The organism is Capnocytophaga canis (assembly GCF_000827555.1).
Classification (GTDB): domain Bacteria; phylum Bacteroidota; class Bacteroidia; order Flavobacteriales; family Flavobacteriaceae; genus Capnocytophaga; species Capnocytophaga canis.
The window spans coordinates 1-18,828 of the sequence record NZ_CDOI01000145.1; the positions used below are offsets into that span (position 1 = coordinate 1).

Here is an 18,828-nt window from a genome sequence, read left to right on the forward strand (position 1 = left end):
ATGTCGCCGCCTTCTTTAATTGAAAATCCGTTTCAATATGAAACGGATTTTTTTTATGCTAAGGTGCGGCGTGTCCCTTTGGTCGAGCCGCCGCCTTATTTAAGTTAAAACTCCAATCATTGTTGATTGGAGTTTTTTGTTTTTCAAAGGAGCGGCGCTGTTTGTAAGCTCGGGGCGTCCGCCTTCTTTAAAATAAAAGTCTGATTCAAAACGAATCAGACTTTTTTGTTTTTTTAATTGTCTTATCCTGAAATATCGATACAAAAAAAATCGTTATTATGGATAAATATGTAAAACGCACTCAACGCGATTACAGTATGAGTTTTAAACTCAATATTGTAAAAGAGATTGAATCAGGCAGCTTATCGACCTGTGGTGCCTGTAAAAAATATGGCATTCAATCGCGAAGTACAGTTATGAATTGGTTGAGAAAATTTGGTAACTTTGACTGGGAAAATCAAACCCCATCAAATATGCCTAAATCACCAGAACAAAGGATAATGGAGCTTGAAGCAGAAGTAAAACTCCTAAAAAAACAAAAAGCATTGCTCGAAAGACAAGCCTATGTATCGGATAAAAAATCAATTATTTTCGACATGATGATTGACCTTGCCCAACAAGAATATCAAATTGATATACGAAAAAACTCACCCCCCGAACTGTCGAAACTTTCCGAGAAAAAGAACAAGAAACAGTAAGTTTTTCCTGTCAGCTGTTCGGGGTGGATAGACAGGTTTATTATCGCAATTTAAAGCGTAGAGATACGCGTAAAAACAACGCAAAACAAGTAGTGGCAATGGTAGCAGAAATAAGAAAACACAGTCCGAAAATGGGCGGAAGAAAACTTTATTTTCTTTTAAAAGAGGAATTGAAAATGTTAAAAATAGGTAGAGATAAATTTTTTAATATACTAAGAGCCAATCATTTACTTATTATTTCTAAAAGAAGTTATCATAAAACGACCAACTCGTTACATCGTTTTAGGAAACACACTAATTTGATAAAAGATTATCAAGTAAAAGCTCCTAACCGACTTTGGGTAGCAGACATTACTTACTTGGGTAACAGAGAAAATCCTGCTTATTTGAGTTTGATTACAGATGCTTATTCGAAGAAAATTGTAGGCTATGATGTGTCGGACTCTTTGGCTAGTACTTCCAGTTTAAAAGCCTTAAAATCCGCTTTGAAAAAGGAGAAAATAGAGGGATTAATTCATCATTCAGATAGAGGGTTGCAATATTGTTCAGATGATTATCAAAAGGTTTTAAATCAGTATAATATCCGATGTAGTATGACTCAAGAGTCTGATCCTTACGAGAATGCGATTGCGGAAAGAATCAATGGAATTTTGAAACAAGAGTATGATATTGACAAATTTAATGTAAATTTGCAATGTAGAAAGAAGTTGGTAGCTGATGTGATTAAAATATACAACGAAAAGAGACCTCATTTTTCGAATCATTTTTTAACCCCCAAACAAGATGCATACCCAACAGGAATTAGTTCCTAAATTGTATAAAAGAAAAAGCGATACAGTTGGTAAGACTGTACCACTTGATTAATAATTTTTTAGTTGTTTAATCCTGTATCATTTTTTCAGGACGAGACAATACTAATTAATATGTTTTTAGTAACCTTCAGTTTGTTTAAGCTCTGGATCATTTGCTATCATACTTTCCGAGATAGAATAGTAGATTTTATACGCTTCTGAAGCTTTTATTGTTGAAACCTCTTCAAAAAGATAATTATCTCCCGCACGAACCAAATCCCACCAACGTTTACCTTCTCCAACGAACTCTTTTAAACGCTCATCAAGAATAGCTTTAGCGTTCGCAGATTTACCAGCATTTGTATAGCCGTGAATGGTTACATTATAGTCACTACCATAAGCACGTTCACGTATTTTATTAATTTCTGCAGAAGGATCTTCTCCTAAATGATTTTTGGCTTCGGCAAGTAATAGAACCACATCAGCATAACGATATAGAGGTACGTTGTTCCAATTTCTACGTAATCCAGTTTCAACAACTCCTAAGAATTTGTTTAACACTGTACCAATTAACTTTTTAGCTGTTTTGTCGGAATAAATCCCCATAAACGTTTTACTTCTTTGGTCTTGTAAATCAGCTTTTAGATAATCAAATACCTTTGCACTTGCTCCATAACGGCTTCCTCCATTAAGGGTGAATTTATCAAGGACATTACCTTCGTCATCAAATCTTCCTTTGATATCTACTTGGCGAGCAGTCATCAAAGAATAAAAGTTATCAGATTGGTCTTCTTGGTAATCCAAAGCAAAAATAAATTCCTTATTTCCTTCTTTAGCTTGTCCCCACAAATCTTGATAGTTTACCAACGAATATCCTGTAACAGACTCTAATGCTGTTTTAGCAACTTGAAAATCAGCATTTCCTCCCCCCAATACTTTTCCTGACCATAAGTATACATCACCTTTGAGGGTTAATGTTGCAGCCTTTGACCAATAAATGTTTTTATTGAGCCATTTTGAATTATCTGAAGCAAAAAATTCAAGCGATTTTTCAATATCTGATTTTATTAACCCTAGAACTTCTTTTTTAGGGGAACGTTTCTTTTTCAAAGCTTCTAAAGACTCTACTTTGGTCAGAGGGTCAGTAGCGATAGGCACTTCTCCCCAAGCTTTAAGCATCGTATAATAGATATATGCACGTATACCATACATTTGTCCCATCATATGATTTCGTTGCTCTTGGTTAGAGGCAGGAATCGTAGGGGCATTTTTAATAAAATCATTTATTTTATGTATTAGCGAATAGAATCCAGCCCAATTTCCATAATGAACTCTAGTTACACTTACGTCATTCTTAATGAGTTCAGCACTAAAAGGAGATTCAATTGTGCTACCTCCCCAAATATCAGAACGCAATTCCCCCATTCCCCAAAAGGTATTATCGTATCCCCTAAGATGCGGGTAAATCCCGATATGAGCTGCTCGTACAGCTTCTTCACTGTCCCAAAATCCATTATATGTTAAAGAACTTTCGGGTTTTAAGTCTAATTCACAACTACTAAATGTGAATACTGATGCTATAATAAATACTATTTTTTTCATCTTTGATATTTTAAAAAATTAGAAAGTAAGATTTAGCCCAAGGGTAATCACGCGTGGTAATGGATAGCGACCTCGCTCACTACCTTGTTCCACTCCCAAGTCTGCTCTGTTAGCACTTGCGTCCTCAGGGGTACTACCACCATAGGCTGTAAAATAGAACAAGTTAGCTCCTGTTACATATATGCGAGCCGATTTGAGTACATCTTTTACTAATGAACCTTTCAAGTCATAACTCAATGTAATTTCTCTCAGAGCCAAGTAGTCTCCTTTTTCCCAATACATAGCACTACTTCCGTGTAAAGAACCCTGATCTCCACCACCTGCTAAGTGATTTTTTTGGCGGTCAACCAAATCAAAACGAGGTATGTCAGAATTTGGATTCTGTGGTGTCCAAGATTCACGAATCTCTACAGGTCCATTTTGGTTTCCTTGAGTTTGGGCAATACCTTTAACTCTTCGTCCGTTAATAATATGATGTCCTACTGCGAAATCTGTTTTTACGTATAATCCAATGTTATTATATACCAAATTGCTAGTAAATCCACCAGTAAATTTAGGTGTAATACGTCCAATTACCTGTCTATCTAAGTGATTGATTACATTATCTCCATTCACATCTTTCCAACGGGTGTCGCCCAAAAAGCGAGTTTTCTTTTGCCAAGCAAATTCCACAGACCTATCCTTATCAGCATCTATTTCAGCTTGTGTTTTATAAACTCCTTCTGGAATATAAGCAACTATCAAATCGTTTTCAATTCGTTGTCCTTGTTGTAAGCCTCCAACGTAAATATTTTTTCCAGAAGCTACATCGTAAATTTCAGTTCCCCCTTGTCGGTTATTAGTGATTCCATTATCAGGCAATTTTTTTGCGTAATTTTTAACTTGGTAATACACAAGACCCAAATCCCAATTTAAATTTTCTGTTTTGAGAACTTTTGCATTTACTTCTAACTCAAAACCTTTATTTTGCAAAATACCATTATTAACAGTAATCCCTGAAAAACCTGTCCACAAAGGCAAGGTTAGGGTAGATAATTTGTCTTGTACATCTCTGATAAAGTAATCAGCTACTACATTTACACGGTTGTTGAACAACCCTAAATCTAACCCAAAGTTAAGTGTTGTAGAGCGTTCCCAACGTAAATCCATTACAGGTAAAGATGAATTCACGTATCCAACTTGAGTGTCATATATGCCTGTCGTTCCATATAGACCATACACACCATAATTACTCAGTGTTTCAATATTTCCATTTACACCATAACTAACACGTGGTTTTATTCTTGAGATATAAGTGGATATTGACTTATCTTTATAGAAAGTTTCATTATGTATATTCCAACCTAATGAGGCTCCGGGGAAAAAACCATATTTATCATTTGCTAAGCGCGATGTTCCATCACTTCTAAAGGTTAGTCCTAACAAAAAGCGATTGTCATAATCATAATTCAATTGTCCGAAAACAGATGCTATCGCATATTCCGTTCTTGAAGAACTTGGTTTTCCTTGTGCCTCAGCCCCTACATTTAAAGTATGGATTAAATCGGTAGGAGATTTACGAGTTGACCCTGAAAGCCCAAATCTTTTCTCCCTAAAATATTCAGTTCCTAGCAATGCATTCACATTATGCTTTTCTAAAAAAGTATTATTATAGCTTAAGACAGAAGTATATTGGTGTCGTAATGTTCTTCCATAACCTGCATATGCGATACGCTCTGTGTTTAAATTCCCACTATTCAGAAAAGCTTTGTTAAATGATTCATCAACATCATTAATTGAAAAATAACTTCCTCTTGCCATTAAGTTGAAATTTTTAGCAAACTGCCAATCAAATTGCCCTGAAGCTGTTAAACGTTGTTCTAAATTGTCATTAACAAATTTATCTCTGTAATAGAGAGGATTACCAAAACCACGATACGTTCCAGGTTGTAATTCATTGGACAAACTTCCATCAGGATTGTTGTTATAGACACGTGATGTAGGTGCTAAACCTGTTGCTCTTTGGAAAATATCATATATACTATCGAAAGAATCTATTTTACTTGAATGAGTATAAATTACATTTCCTGACATTTTGAAATTATCAAATATTTTGTACGAAGCATTAAAGGTACCTGAATAACGTTTAAATCCTGTATTATAAACTAGTCCTTTATCGTCTAAAACTCCTAAACTCAAATAGTAAGTGCTTTTATCGTTTCCTCCATCAAATGACAAAGTGTAATCGTTTGAAAAACTTGTTTGGTAATATTGGTCTTTTAAATAACTATTATCCATAAATATAAGATGTCTTCCTGGGTTAACAGGGTCCTCAATAGTTTGCCACCCTTCATGATTAAGCAAATAACGATTGGTGTCATCTAAAAACATCGTAGTATAGATAGAATTGAGTGCATTATTTCCTGTAGCAGCACCATTTTGACCGTTAAGAAAAGCCGAAAAAGCATTAGCATTATTCTGAACCATTTGTGTATTGCGTACTGCCATACGATTAAACTTCACATAATCTGCCGCATTTAGGTATTCCATTTTATCTTTAATACGACCGTTAAAACTTAATTTGCTTTTAAAATTTATGTTAGAACGACCCGCTTTTCCTTTTTTTGTTGTTACCAAAATAACGCCATTAGCTGCTCTTGCACCATAAATAGCTGTGGAAGCCGCATCTTTTAACATTTCCATTGATTCAATATCATCGGAGTTTAAAGCATAAAACGAACTTGGCACACCATCCACCAAAACCAAAGGAGTTCCTGAACCATCAAAAGAAGTACCACCCCGAAGAATAATATCAGGAGTTGTCCCTGGCTGTCCCGAATGTTGAGTTACTTTAAGTCCCGAAACAGTTCCTTGTAACGCTGTAGCAGCATTTGAACGTGATGCACTTTCTAATACTTTTGTGTCTACTTTTGAAATTGAAGTTGCTAACGTTTTACGTGTTTGTACAGAGTACCCCGTAACAACAACCTCTTCCAATTGGTTTGCTTCTTCTTTCATTAAAGCATTGATAATAAGGGTGTTGCTTCCTCCCGTTACCTTTTTCTCAACGGTTGTAAAACCTAATGAGATAAATTGAAGAATTTCTCCCTCGTTGGCTTTGATGGTATATTTTCCATCAAAATCGGTGGCAACACCACGGTTTGTGCCTTTTACAATAACCGACACGGCAGGAATTGGCATTCCATCATCTGATGAAGTTACCACCCCACTAACTTCTTTCTCCTGAGCAAAAACTCCTTGAAGAAAGAAACATAATGACATAATCAAAATGTGTTTTAGAAATTTTCCTTTCATTGCAACATTTAGTTTTTAAAGTTTTACTTAATTTTTTTAATATGTTATACATAATAACACAGAGGCAAAGATAATCTTTTTGGTCGAATAAGCAACAATTACGTTAATTTTTTTTATGATTTTCTTGATTTAAATCTTATAAATGATTCATTTTTTTGTGAAAAATATCCTCAAAATTGTTTTTTTTACAGTCTTAAATGTTAAAATTAGATGTATAGTTACATCAGATCTATTAAAAAAATGATTTATCAATAATTTTGTTTTTTTTCGTTTTTAAATTGATTTCTTGTGTAAAAATAGTTTAAATATCTCTATTTGGATTGAAACGAAAATAAACGATTTTTTTTCAAATTATCTAATTGTTTAGAAAAATAAAAGTATCATCCGAAAGGAATTGTTAGATTATGAAATAATAAAACCTTAAAATATCAATTTATAAAAATTCTAATTAGAGTATAAGTTGTTTAAATACAGTTGTTTATTAGATAGCGAAAGAATACAAATAGTTATCAGAACATAAAAAAGATATGAATCGGTTTAAACCTTGTTATTTTTTTATTGTCTAAGAGCTATATTTCGAATATTAAACCATAGGCAGTATGAAGAAAATTGTACTTTTATTATTTTTAGCAACCACTACGATTTGGGGGCAGGATTATTCTATTACAGGTAAGGTCGTTGAATATGACTCTAAAATTCCTTTAGAATACGCAACTATTGTTTTAGAACCTATTGAAAATCCAACAAAGTTGACGGGAGGCGTAACCGATGAAAAAGGAGAATTTCACATTAAAGCACCTAAAGGGATGTATACCTTGAAAGTCAAGTTTTTTTCGTTCAAAAATTATGAAGTGAAAAACTTCAACCTTAAAGAAAATACAAAGTTAGGTACCATAGCTCTACATTCAGATGTAGAGCAGTTAGAAGGAGTGGAAGTAGTTGCAGAGCGTACCACAGTTGAATTACATTTAGATAAAAAAATATACAATGTAGGTCAGGACATGACCGTTAAAGGAGGTTCAATTTCAGATGTTTTGGACAATGTACCGTCCGTTTCGGTCGATACGGAAGGAAAGGTAAGTTTCCGTGGTAACGAAAGCGTTCAAATTCTCATTAACGGAAAACCTTCGGCCTTGTCTGGTGTGAATGATGAAGCTTTACGTCAATTACCTGCCGAATCTATAGAACGTATTGAGGTAATTTCGAATCCTTCATCACGTTACGATGCCCAAGGAACTGCAGGAATCATTAATATCATTCTTAAAAAAGGAAGTGCTATTGGACTTTTTGGGTCTGTAAGTGCATCTGTTGGAAATCCAGAGGCTTATGAATTGGGTACGAATTTGAGTTTACGAAAAGAAGATTGGACATTCTTTGGAAATCTATCCTACAGCAATCGAAAATCTCCGGGAAAAACACTTTTCAACCAAGAAAATTTGGATGCAACAGGAAAAACCGCTAACTTCCAAGATGAAAATCGACAAACATTCCGTAATCGTAAAGGGTTGAATCTCAATCTTGGAGCTGAATATCGTTTCAATGAACGTTCTTCCATTACAAATAGCGTAGTAGTGGTTTCCAATGACGGTAAAAACATTACTGACACAGACTTTTTTAACTATAACGCCAGTCGTGTTTTGACAGCGCAACGTTATAGAAATAACACTGAGAAAAGTGATGATTTACGTTTTCAATACGCAATGAATTTTGAGCATAAATTCAATGATGAAGGTCATAAATTGACTGCTGACTATCAATTCTCTAAATCAGATCAAGAAGGAAATGGACTCATTACGGAGTATAACTTAACATCGAATACCTATTTAGATGTGGAACAAACCATCAATAAAGAAAGAGTGAATAAGCATTTAGCTCAAATTGACTATGTTCTTCCGTTTGGAGCTAACAAAAAATCACAGTTCGAAGCAGGATATCGAGGAACAGTCGATGAGAACGATACCGATTACACAATGGGAATTTTGGATAACACAGGGAAGTTGATAGTAAACAACAATTTAAGCAATCGATTTATTTATGACCAATACGTAAATGCTTTTTATTCACAATTGGGAGTTAAAGTAGATAAATGGAATTTTATGGGAGGCCTACGTTTTGAACACACCAAAGTCCAATCACTGTTAGTTAATACTGATGAAAATTATTCCAAAGAGTATGCAGGATTGTTCCCCTCGGTGTATGTAGGACGTGAGTTTGAAGGCGACCAACAAGTTAGCGTGAGTTATAGCCGTCGTTTGCGTCGTCCGTGGTCACGTTTCATGAATCCATTTGTGTCACGTTCAAGTAATACCAATTTATTCGGAGGAAACCCAGACCTCGACCCAACTTATACGAATGCTTTTGAGATTTCTCACTTAAAAAAATGGGAAAAAATGACGCTAAGTTCATCCGTATATTACAACTATTCGACCCAAGTTTTTGATATGATTTCTTTGGAAACAGGCGATTTCGTTACAGTCAATGGATTGTTGGTGCCAGTGATGTTGCGTCGTCCAATAAATCTTTCGGATGAGTCTCGTACAGGAATGGAATTTACAGCAAACTATACCCCAAAAAGAAATTGGCGTTTTTCATTGAATTTCAACTTTTATCACTATAAATCAAAAGGGGAATACAGCTATACTAACTATTTGAATACCACAACCGTTCAACGATTCAATACCGAAGCTAACTCTTGGTCAAGCCGATTTACAGCACGTTTACCTATTGTGTATGGTATTGATTTTCAAACAAACGTAAATTATTCAGCCCCAAGAAAATCAGCTCAGTCAGATATAGAGGGTAGCATTTCAGCTAATTTGGCACTCAGTAAAGAACTTTTTGATAGAAAAGCAAGTGTATCGTTGAATGTAAGCGATATTTTTAACTCACGTAAAATGATTGCCGACACCCGAACTGAACGAGTTATCTCACATTCTGAGATGCAGTGGAGACAGCGTCAAATCATGTTAAATTTCACCTATCGTTTCGGAAATATGAAACAACAACCTAAAGAACGGCGTCAACGCACTATGGACGATGCAGGTGGAGATATGGAAATGATGTAAAAACATAAAGAAAAATGACTAATGAAAGAGGTGATTATTAACGAATTGCCTCTTTTTACGTATTAATTAATAAGCTCCATATTTGGAATTATTGCAGTTTTGTAAATATGCACTTGCTTTTTCTATAATTGTATTTAAATATTATCTCTGTTAAGTCTATCGAAATATAACAAAACTTGGTATATATTATTAAATATCTTATTTTCAGTTATTTGAATGTAAAAAATGTTTTGTTATTTTCTTTTTGTTACGAAAATATATATAATATTTGCGATTTAACTTTTTATTAACGAATTTGTATTTTTATATCCATATATTTGCCTTGAATTGCAATTCGGCGGGTGTATAAAAACAATGTTGAACGCCTTTCGGAGATAATAATTATCTGATAATGATGAAGTCTATGCCTGTGAAAATAAACCTAATTTTGAATACGATTAACATATGAGAGCGTATAAGTTATTTTTAATATTGCTATTTCCGTTTTTTGCAATCGCACAAAATGGACGCTCTTTGGAAGTCACATCCCTTTTTGGAATGCCTGTGTATACTTCCTTTGATAAGATAGACAATGCTTTGGTCGGTCGATCATATCCTGCTTTGGTTGCCAAATTAGATAAAGGAAATGGTTTAGCAGGGGGCGGTGAATTTATTTTCAGATTCAACCGCTGGGGAATTAAATTGGGGACATTATCAGCAAATTTAAGTAGCTCCTCAAACCAAGATGAGCATTATTATAGCGGTGAAAATGAATATACTACTTTTGGTGTAACCTACGATGTTATAGCTAATGAAATCTTTACATTTACTCCCTATTTTGGTTTAGGTCATCAAGAAAGTGAAATTTATTTAGATTATGAATTTAAAAATTCAGTTACACCTACATCACTTCATATACAAGGTAAAGAAGCTGATTTTACTTTTGGAGGCAAATTTTATTTTAGAGTCTACCATTGGAATGACAAACGTTTTAAGATATACTTAAACGCTGATATTTTCTATAAGATTTCTTATTCAAACAAGTGGCGATTTGATAATATGCTGATTAAATCTAAAGATTTTGATTTATCGACTTTAGGAGTTTTAGGAGGGGTTACTCTTCGATATGATTTTTAAGTCCAGTGCATTTAGTCTCTAAAATATGAGAGTATCATTTTCAGGACTTTTTAAATTTTTATCAGGATATACTCTTGTTCTTTCTTTTTTTGCGATTACGTTCGATATGTAATTTGGGTTTATAGAAAAAATATAAACGTAAAAATTTGGTAGATAGTAAAAAAAGTACTACTTTTGCACCTCAAATTTTTAACACAAAAAATAATTTTATGAATCATTACGAAACTGTTTTCATTTTGAATCCCGTTTTATCTGAAACACAGATAAAGGAAGCAGTAGAGAAATTCGAGAATTTCCTTACGGCAAAGGGTGCAGAGTTTGTATCAAAAGAAAATTGGGGCTTGAAAAAATTAGCGTATCCAATTCAAAACAAAAAAAGTGGTTTTTATCACTTGTTTGAGTTTAAAGCAGCTGGTGAAGTTATCAGTTCATTTGAATTAGAATTTAAACGTGACGAGCGTGTAATGCGTTTCTTGACCGTTAAATTAGACAAACACGCTGTTGCGTGGGCTGAGAAAAGAAGAGCAAAGTTAAACATTAAAAAAGCGTAAGAAATGTCTATCGAGCAACAAGCAAAAGGAAAAAAAGACGGAGAAATTAAATACTTAACTCCGCTAAATATCGACACTTCAAAACAAAAAAAATACTGTCGATTCAAAAAATCAGGAATCAAATACATTGATTATAAAGACGCAGATTTCTTATTGAAATTTGTTAATGAGCAAGGAAAATTGTTACCACGTCGCTTGACAGGGACATCTTTGAAATATCAACGTAAGGTAGCTACGGCAGTTAAAAGAGCACGTCATTTGGCCTTAATGCCTTATGTAGCTGACTTGTTGAAATAATCAAAAAAAATATAATAATAATCAAAAGTTGTTGGTTTTCTCAACAGCGAGAGGCCTAACTTCATAATTCGTAAAAAGGACAACAACATCATGGAAATTATCCTAAAACAAGACGTTCAAAACTTAGGTTTTAAAGACGATATCGTAACCGTTAGAAATGGATATGGTCGTAACTATCTAATCCCACAAGGATTGGCAATTTTAGCAACTCCTTCTGCAAAGAAAGTGTTAGCAGAGAACTTGAAACAACGTGCTTACAAAGAGCAACACATTATTGATGAAGCTAAAAAAACAGCTCAGGCATTGGCTGGATTGGCTGTTAAAATAGTTGCAAAAGTGGGTGCGGGAGGCAAATTATTTGGTTCTGTTAATAATGCTGATTTGGCTCAAGAATTAGCAAAGGCTGGTCATGAAGTAGATAAAAAATATGTAACTATTCCAGGAAACAGTTTAAAAAGAGCAGGAAAATACAATGCTTCTGTGCGTTTACACAGAGAAGTGATTGTGGATTTGCCTTTCGAAATCGTTGCTGAGATTGAGAAAGTTGCTGAAAAACCAGTTGAAAAAACTGAAACAGAATAAATTTGGACACCCACGTAAAATGGGTACTTAATTTAAAATAAAAAGAGGCCGTCGAAAGTTCGTACGGCTTTTTTGTTTCTTTTAATAAAAAATGTGAATCAGGAGATTCAGACACAGTTTGCTACCCAAAAAATCAAGTAGGGAACATAAGAGTAGCAAAATGTCATTAACTCAAAACTGTTTAGGACGAAGATTCTTAAAATAGTTTTTAGGCAGTTTTATTTTTTGTTTTGTATGAAATACGTGTTCATTTTATTGCTATTATCTTTAAAAAGTTTTTCACAGCAAATCTCAGTCTCATCACAAGTCATTGATTATGAATCAGGATTGCCCATTTATGGAGCTCATATTCTTCTTAACAAAGAAATTATAGCTTCAACAGACGATGAAGGTTTTTTTAGAATTTTGATTCATCCTGACAAGGTGCAACAATTGTGTATTTCACACATCAGCTATGAAACTGTTTGTTATAACAAATTGTTAGATTTCCCTCAAAAAATTGAAATGAAAATCAATGTCAATACACTTGCCGAAGTGGTGGTGGGGAACGACATTGATAATCACAAACATTTTATGAAAAAACTGCGAGAAGTCTATAGAAAAACTTCCGAAGGAAATTTTGTTTCTCCATTCAATTTAAAGAAAATTGCTTACAACAAGGAGAAAATTTCTAACTATATCGAATCTGAGGGATGGGTGGTAGTTCCAAGTGCACTTAATCCTCGTATATTTACCGATCCAATGTGGATTTTTTGTAATACAAGATTTTTAGAGAATGGGGAGTTTGGAGAAACATCCAATGTTTTTTATGAAGGAAGCGAAATGTATCGTTATTTTGTAGCAAACCATCCTTTTTTGCTAAAATCAGGCTACACTTTTCAGATGGAAGAATCTGAATATATCAACGGGAAAGAATTTTGGATACTTTCTTTTCAATCGAAGAGAAAAATAAAAAATGAAACTCGTTATTTTACTAATATCAAAGGAAAAATATGGATAGATCCTGCTAATTATATGATTAGTAAGGAAATGTTTTCTCTTAATTTGGAAAATATTATATCTGTTGTAGGGAATATTTTTTATTCTCAAGTGGGAGGATACAACATAATGAATAAATTGACCTTAGATATGTTTTCTGTAGAGGAATCCATGCAAAGACCATATAAACCAAGTTACGTACTTACTTTTTATATTCCGCAGTCTCGTGAAAAATATAGAAATTTAAACATCCGTGATTTTTCGGATTGCTACAATAAGAATATAACGTATGAATCTACTTATTGGAAAAATAAGCCTGTCACAGAAAACAATCCTTTTTATAAGGAATTAATGATACTTAAGGGAAAAAGAACGTTTTCAGAAGCGTTTGAAAATTCAAAAAAAATCGAATTATTTTCAAAACAAGATTTAGTTAATCAACATACAAAAAAATCTATCGAAAGATGGTTAGCAAAACAAGAAAAAAAGAAAAAATGAAACACATTGTAATATTATCATTTATTTTATTGTTATTTGGTTGTAATTCAATAGTTAATGAACAAAATTCAGCAGTTTACTACAATACTAAGGATATTTCAAAGGCGGAAAATAGTATGTATCGCTCTTTCTCATTGGATACAATAGTCATTTCGGACATCGAAACTTCTTATGTGGGGCAATTTTCGGTATTCAATGACACGCTTTATTTTGCTGATGAACGGTTTGCCTACGTTTTTCGATTCGATAGTAATGGTAAACTTATAAGTAAAGGTGTTGGTAAAGGAAAAGGGCCTAACGAGATTACTGGTCTTAGCGGTTTTGTTGTATCCAAAAATGATGTAATCAGTTTTAATGATTCAAATGGCAGTATTGATATTTTTGATAAAAATCTACAAAAGCAAGAAAGTTTTCGTAAAGATTGGCAAATCAATCGTAGCTATGATGAGGTTTTTAACAACCCAAGGGCTGATAAAGGAGATTGTTATGAATTTGATTATGGCTCCCCAAATATTTTAAAAAAATGGGATGAAAATCATGTAGCCTTTATTATTACCGCTTCGCATCCCAAATTTAATGGCTATTTTGATTCGGATTTGTATTACAATTACGCTCGTACATTCGCTTTGGTGGACATACATTCTGGAAAAGTTGTAAAGCTAATTGGACGACGTTCGCCTGTATATCTTTCTTTAAAAAATATTCCTAATTTTGACCATTTGAATTACGATACCTATGAAGATGTTGATGAAGTGTATCTAAATTTTTGGGCAGATACTGACATTTATTTGTATGGAAAAAAAGAAGATAGAATCAAAGGTAAATTTGGCAAGGCTGGTAGGGACATGAAAATTGATTATCGCCGAACTAACTCCTATGAAGTTGCTGAAAACAATTTGTCTGAAGACAGAGAACGTTATGGAGCTTATACTTTTCTGAAATATTTTCCGAAACAAAATTTAGTGATGCGAGGTTATCGCAAAGGAGAAAATGCTACAACCGATGGACTACAAATCTATAAAGACTACCAATTGGTAGCTGATTTGGACGTTCCTCAAGGGCTACAAATTATTGGAGAAACGCAAGGAAATGCATTTTATGCTACAATACCACAAGACGTAGATCAAGATTATTTATGTGTGTTTAAGATAAAATTTCAGTGATATGAAATGCTTTATGTTATTTTTGACCATATTAATGACTTTTTCATGTGAGAGAAAAAAATCACAAAATGTAGGTTGAAAATCAATATATTACAACAGTGTCAGTAGATAGTACAAAAGCAGCTATTACTGTAAGAAATAAATAATGAGAGTCTGATAAGTAGAAATACCTACCCGAAAGATATAAAATAAAAACAGTACAGGTTTATAAATCTGCACTGTTTAATAATGAAAATTAGAATTTATCAAATTCTGTATCATTTTTTCAGGAAGATAGACTGCGAATTTGCCCTGCAAATAATTTTAAAAACGAAGAAAGGTATTTCTATTTTTCAATGACTTGCAATTTTGCAAATTTGAGGAGTATTTTCCGAACGCCACCTGACTCAAAATCAATCGAAGCCTTTCGGTCACTACCTACACCTTCCAAAGAGATAATTTTTCCTTTGCCAAAACGTTCGTGGAAAACGAACATTCCTTCGGATAGCGCGACTCCTTGGTTAGGGTTACTACCATTGCCTATAGAAGAACTATTCATAGGTTTTAGTTTCCGTAAACGTTGTAGTTCATCTCCTTTTGGGGCATGAGAAGGGGGAGGAGTGGAGTTTGTAGGCTTTTGTAAGCGCAGTCGACTTTTATCTACTTCTCCGAAAATATCTCTGTTAATTAGCGGTTTGTATCGGTAGTTTGGATTGTTTATAGGAGCTGTTAGATACTGTACGTATTGATTGTTAATTTCATCAATGAATCGGCTGGGTTCTGCATCCGATAGCTTACCCCAACGGTAGCGATTCTCCGCATAGGTCAAATAAGCCTGTTTTTCCGCACGAGTAAGAGCTACATAAAACAGACGACGCTCTTCTTCTAATTCAGCACGTGAGTTTACGCTCATCGCTGAAGGGAACAAATCCTCTTCCATGCCTACAATATATACGTATGGAAATTCCAGTCCTTTGGCTAAGTGAATGGTCATCAGTGCCACGCGGTCATCATCACCAGTGTCTTTATCCATGTCGGTGACCAAAGCAACATCCTCCAAATATTCGGCTAAAGAAGCTGTGCTATCGGCAACATCCTCCTGTCCCTCCACAAAATCTTTAATACCATTGAGCATTTCTTCGATATTTTCCATTTTGGCGATTCCCTCAGGCGTACCGTCTTTTTTGAGTTCTTGTAATAATCCTGTTTTTCGAGCCACCTGTTCGGCAATCTCAAAAGCATTGGATGTTTTACTAAGTGATTGAAAATTAAGTATCATAACCACAAAATCAGTCAATCTTTGCTTTGTGGAAGCATTCATATTCAATCCGTCGATTTGGTTAATTTTGTACATAATTTCAAAAATCGACTTTTTGTAATGATTTGCGGCAAAGGTAAGTTTCTCAAGTGTTGTTCCTCCAATTCCTCGAGCAGGGAAATTGATAATTCGTACTAAAGCCTCTTCATCATTTGGATTGATAATCAAGCGTAAATATGCTAACATGTCTTTCACTTCCTTACGTTGATAGAAAGACAATCCACCGTAGATTCTGTATGGAATGTCGCGTTTTCGCAAGGCATCTTCAATAGCGCGTGATTGCGAGTTGGTTCGATAAAGTACTGCAAAAGCACTATTTGGTAATTGTAGGTTCATCTTATTTTCAAAGATGGATCCCGCTACAAAACGTCCTTCATCGGAGTCGGTGGGGCTACGGTGTATTTTTATTGGTTCGCCTAGTTCGTTGGCTGTCCATACCACTTTCTCAAGTTTAGTTTTGTTGTGGTCAATTACCGAATTGGCAGCTTCAACGATGTTTTTCGTTGAACGATAGTTTTGTTCCAGTCGATAGACCCGAGCGTTTTGATAGTCTTGTTGAAAGTTTAAGATGTTATTGATGTTCGCTCCACGAAAAGCATAAATACTTTGAGCATCGTCTCCTACCACACAGATATTCTGAAATCGGTCTGCTAATGCCTTGACAATCAAATACTGGGAGTGATTAGTGTCTTGATACTCATCCACCAAAATATATTGAAAACGATGTTGATATTTAGCCAGTACATCTGGATATAAATTTAATAACTCATTGGTTTTCAGTAGTAAATCATCAAAATCCATAGCTCCTGCTTTGAAGCAACGCTCCACATAAGCCTGATAGATTTCCCCCATACGCGGACGTTTCGACATCGCATCGGCTTCCATCAGCTCAGGATTGTTAAAGTAGGCTCTAACGGTGATTAAACTATTTTTAAATGACGAAATACGTGATTGAATTTGCTTGTATTTATAGACATCCTTGTCCAATTCCATTTCCTTGATGATCGAGTTTATCAATCGTTGTGAATCTTGGGTGTCATAAATTGTAAAATTTTGAGGATATCCTAATTTATCAGCTTCAATACGTAAAATTTTAGCAAAAACAGAGTGAAACGTCCCCATCCACAGATTTTTAGCCTCATTGCCTACGATTTCGGTAATACGTTTTTTCATTTCATTGGCTGCTTTATTGGTAAAAGTCAATGCCAATATATTGAAGGCGTCTACCCCCAGATGTATCAAATTTGCAATGCGATAGGTCAAAACTCTTGTCTTTCCAGATCCAGCTCCTGCAATAACCATCAGAGGCCCTTCCTTTTGTAATACGGGGGCTCGTTGAGCATCATTGAGTTGTGCTAAATATTTTTCCATAGTGCTGATTTTTATTTAAAGAGCTCCTTATTTTTTAGTTTCAATTTGCTTGAGATTTTCCATTTTTTTCTTTTGTAAGAAACCATAAATGTCTTCAAGATGTTCTATGATGCGACCGCCTCCAAATTCGTAAACCTTACTAACCAATCCATCTAAGAAATCACGATCGTGTGAAACTACTATTAGTGTGCCATCAAATTCTTTCAAAGCTTGTTTTAGGATGTCTTTAGTTCGCATATCCAAATGGTTTGTAGGTTCATCCAGAATCAGTAAATTTACAGGTTCGAGTAATAATTTAATCATCGCCAAGCGGGTACGTTCTCCGCCTGAAAGTACTTTTACCTTTTTTTCACTGGCTTCCTTGTCAAACATAAAAGCTCCGAGTATATCGCGAATTTTGGTACGAATATCACCCTTAGCAATGTCGTCAATGGTCTGGAATACAGATAATTCTTCATCAAGTAAAGATGCTTGGTTTTGAGCAAAATAACCTATTTGTACATTGTGCCCAAGTGTGAGTGTTCCTTCATGCTCAATTTCTTGCATTAAACATTTAACAAAAGTCGATTTTCCTTCGCCATTACGCCCTACTAAGGCTACTTTTTCACCTCTTTTAATGGTGAAATTGGCATGGGAGAATACTTTCTTATCTCCATATGACTTGCCTATGTCTTCGGCAATTACAGGATAATTTCCTGAGCGTGGTGATGGTGGAAATTTTAGCCTAAGAGCTGATGTATCTTCTTCATCAACTTCAATGATTTCTAGTTTTTCCAGCATTTTTACGCGTGATTGCACTTGTAGGGTTTTGGAATACGTACCTTTGAAACGTTCGATAAACTCCTTGGTTTCAGCAATCATTTTTTGTTGATCTTCAAATTGTTTCTGTTGTTGAGCTCTGCGTTCTTTGCGGAGTTCTAAATAGTGAGAATATTTAGCTTTGTAGTCATAAATACGTCCCATTGTAACTTCTATAGTCCGATTAGTAATGTTATCCACAAAAGCTCGGTCGTGTGAAATTAACACTACCGCTTTGGCACTGTTTATTAAGAAATCCTCGAACCATTCGATAGAATCAATATCTAGGTGGTTGGTAGGTTCATCTAAAAGTAATACATCGGGATTTTGCAAAAGTAATTTAGCCAATTCAATACGCATGCGCCATCCACCGCTAAACTCTTCTGTTTTACGTTGAAAATCTTCACGTGTAAAACCCAGTCCAAGTAGTGTTTTTTCGATGTCAGCTTCGAAATTTGTATCCTCAATGCTATAAAACTTTTCGCTCAAAGCCGATACTTCTTCAATAAGTTTCATATACTCGTCGGACTCATAATCTGTGCGAACCGTAAGCTCGTTATTGAGTTCTTCAATACGTTTTTCCATTTCGTGCAGATGAGCAAATGCTTGAGCAGTTTCCTCAAATACGGTACGACCATCATTGGTCATCAAGTGTTGTGGCAGGTAGGCAATAGTGAAATCTTTGGGATACGATACTCCTCCTCTTGAAGGTTCACGCACACCAGCC

General features: G+C 34.7%; 13 protein-coding genes. 9 read left to right on the forward strand and 4 right to left on the reverse strand.

The features are described 5' to 3' along the window. Positions 1-278 precede the first annotated feature (278 nt). A complete protein-coding gene (locus CCAND38_RS11955) occupies positions 279-698 on the forward strand; it encodes a transposase (protein ID WP_042344299.1) in 420 nt (139 codons plus the stop codon). Positions 699-721: 23 nt separating this feature from the next. Beyond that, positions 722-1,510, forward strand: coding sequence for an IS3 family transposase (locus tag CCAND38_RS11960; protein WP_231550002.1), 789 nt, complete (start codon positions 722-724; stop codon positions 1,508-1,510). Positions 1,511-1,627: 117 nt separating this feature from the next. On the opposite strand, the gene CCAND38_RS05745 is transcribed toward CCAND38_RS11960, so the two are convergent. Continuing rightward, entirely contained in the window at positions 1,628-3,091 is a 1,464-nt protein-coding gene (locus CCAND38_RS05745; RefSeq protein WP_042344300.1) for a RagB/SusD family nutrient uptake outer membrane protein, read from the reverse strand. An 18-nt stretch (positions 3,092-3,109) separates the two neighbouring features. After that, positions 3,110-6,385, reverse strand: coding sequence for a SusC/RagA family TonB-linked outer membrane protein (locus tag CCAND38_RS05750; RefSeq protein WP_042344301.1), 3,276 nt, complete (start codon positions 6,383-6,385; stop codon positions 3,110-3,112). 599 nt (positions 6,386-6,984) lie between these two features. On the opposite strand from CCAND38_RS05750, the gene CCAND38_RS05755 reads away from it, so the two are divergent. From CCAND38_RS05755 to CCAND38_RS05785, 7 genes are all read left to right on the forward strand, one after another. Beyond that, the gene (locus tag CCAND38_RS05755; RefSeq protein ID WP_042344302.1) at positions 6,985-9,450 is read left to right on the forward strand and encodes a TonB-dependent receptor; all 2,466 of its coding nucleotides are present in this window, start codon (positions 6,985-6,987) and stop codon (positions 9,448-9,450) included. 444 nt (positions 9,451-9,894) lie between these two features. Continuing rightward, complete coding sequence (locus CCAND38_RS05760; protein ID WP_042344303.1) at positions 9,895-10,566, forward strand: hypothetical protein; 672 nt, start codon at positions 9,895-9,897, stop codon at positions 10,564-10,566. Between the two features lie 209 nt (positions 10,567-10,775). Then, positions 10,776-11,117 (forward strand): 30S ribosomal protein S6, encoded by a 342-nt coding sequence (rpsF, locus tag CCAND38_RS05765; protein ID WP_042005321.1) that lies wholly within the window; start codon positions 10,776-10,778, stop codon positions 11,115-11,117. Between the two features lie 3 nt (positions 11,118-11,120). Beyond that, positions 11,121-11,414: a 30S ribosomal protein S18 gene (gene rpsR / locus CCAND38_RS05770; protein ID WP_042005311.1), complete on the forward strand. Its 294-nt coding sequence runs from the start codon at positions 11,121-11,123 to the stop codon at positions 11,412-11,414. Between the two features lie 90 nt (positions 11,415-11,504). Then, positions 11,505-11,996, forward strand: coding sequence for a 50S ribosomal protein L9 (gene rplI, locus CCAND38_RS05775; RefSeq protein ID WP_042344305.1), 492 nt, complete (start codon positions 11,505-11,507; stop codon positions 11,994-11,996). Positions 11,997-12,230: 234 nt separating this feature from the next. Then, positions 12,231-13,472: a peptidase associated/transthyretin-like domain-containing protein gene (locus CCAND38_RS05780; protein ID WP_042344307.1), complete on the forward strand. Its 1,242-nt coding sequence runs from the start codon at positions 12,231-12,233 to the stop codon at positions 13,470-13,472. Further along, on the forward strand, positions 13,469-14,635 hold the full coding sequence (locus tag CCAND38_RS05785) for an NHL repeat-containing protein (protein ID WP_156129773.1): 1,167 nt from the start codon (positions 13,469-13,471) through the stop codon (positions 14,633-14,635). Before CCAND38_RS05780 ends, CCAND38_RS05785 begins: the two co-directional genes overlap by 4 nt. Before the next feature lie 325 nt (positions 14,636-14,960). On the opposite strand, the gene CCAND38_RS05790 is transcribed toward CCAND38_RS05785, so the two are convergent. Next, positions 14,961-17,303, reverse strand: a complete 2,343-nt coding sequence (locus CCAND38_RS05790) for an ATP-dependent helicase (protein ID WP_156129774.1) — start codon at positions 17,301-17,303, stop codon at positions 14,961-14,963. A 27-nt stretch (positions 17,304-17,330) separates the two neighbouring features. Next, positions 17,331-18,828: ABC-F family ATP-binding cassette domain-containing protein (locus CCAND38_RS05795; protein ID WP_042344310.1), on the reverse strand; the 1,498-nt coding region annotated here is incomplete at its 5' end.

Coding starts and splice junctions, on each gene's coding strand:
- CCAND38_RS11955 (WP_042344299.1), top strand. CDS start 279: ATGGATAAATATGTAAAACGCACTCAACGCGATTACAGTATGAGTTTT.
- CCAND38_RS05745 (WP_042344300.1), bottom strand. CDS start 3,091: ATGAAAAAAATAGTATTTATTATAGCATCAGTATTCACATTTAGTAGT.
- CCAND38_RS05750 (WP_042344301.1), bottom strand. CDS start 6,385: ATGAAAGGAAAATTTCTAAAACACATTTTGATTATGTCATTATGTTTC.
- CCAND38_RS05755 (WP_042344302.1), top strand. CDS start 6,985: ATGAAGAAAATTGTACTTTTATTATTTTTAGCAACCACTACGATTTGG.
- CCAND38_RS05760 (WP_042344303.1), top strand. CDS start 9,895: ATGAGAGCGTATAAGTTATTTTTAATATTGCTATTTCCGTTTTTTGCA.
- rpsF (WP_042005321.1), top strand. CDS start 10,776: ATGAATCATTACGAAACTGTTTTCATTTTGAATCCCGTTTTATCTGAA.
- rpsR (WP_042005311.1), top strand. CDS start 11,121: ATGTCTATCGAGCAACAAGCAAAAGGAAAAAAAGACGGAGAAATTAAA.
- rplI (WP_042344305.1), top strand. CDS start 11,505: ATGGAAATTATCCTAAAACAAGACGTTCAAAACTTAGGTTTTAAAGAC.
- CCAND38_RS05780 (WP_042344307.1), top strand. CDS start 12,231: ATGAAATACGTGTTCATTTTATTGCTATTATCTTTAAAAAGTTTTTCA.
- CCAND38_RS05785 (WP_156129773.1), top strand. CDS start 13,469: ATGAAACACATTGTAATATTATCATTTATTTTATTGTTATTTGGTTGT.
- CCAND38_RS05790 (WP_156129774.1), bottom strand. CDS start 17,303: ATGGAAAAATATTTAGCACAACTCAATGATGCTCAACGAGCCCCCGTA.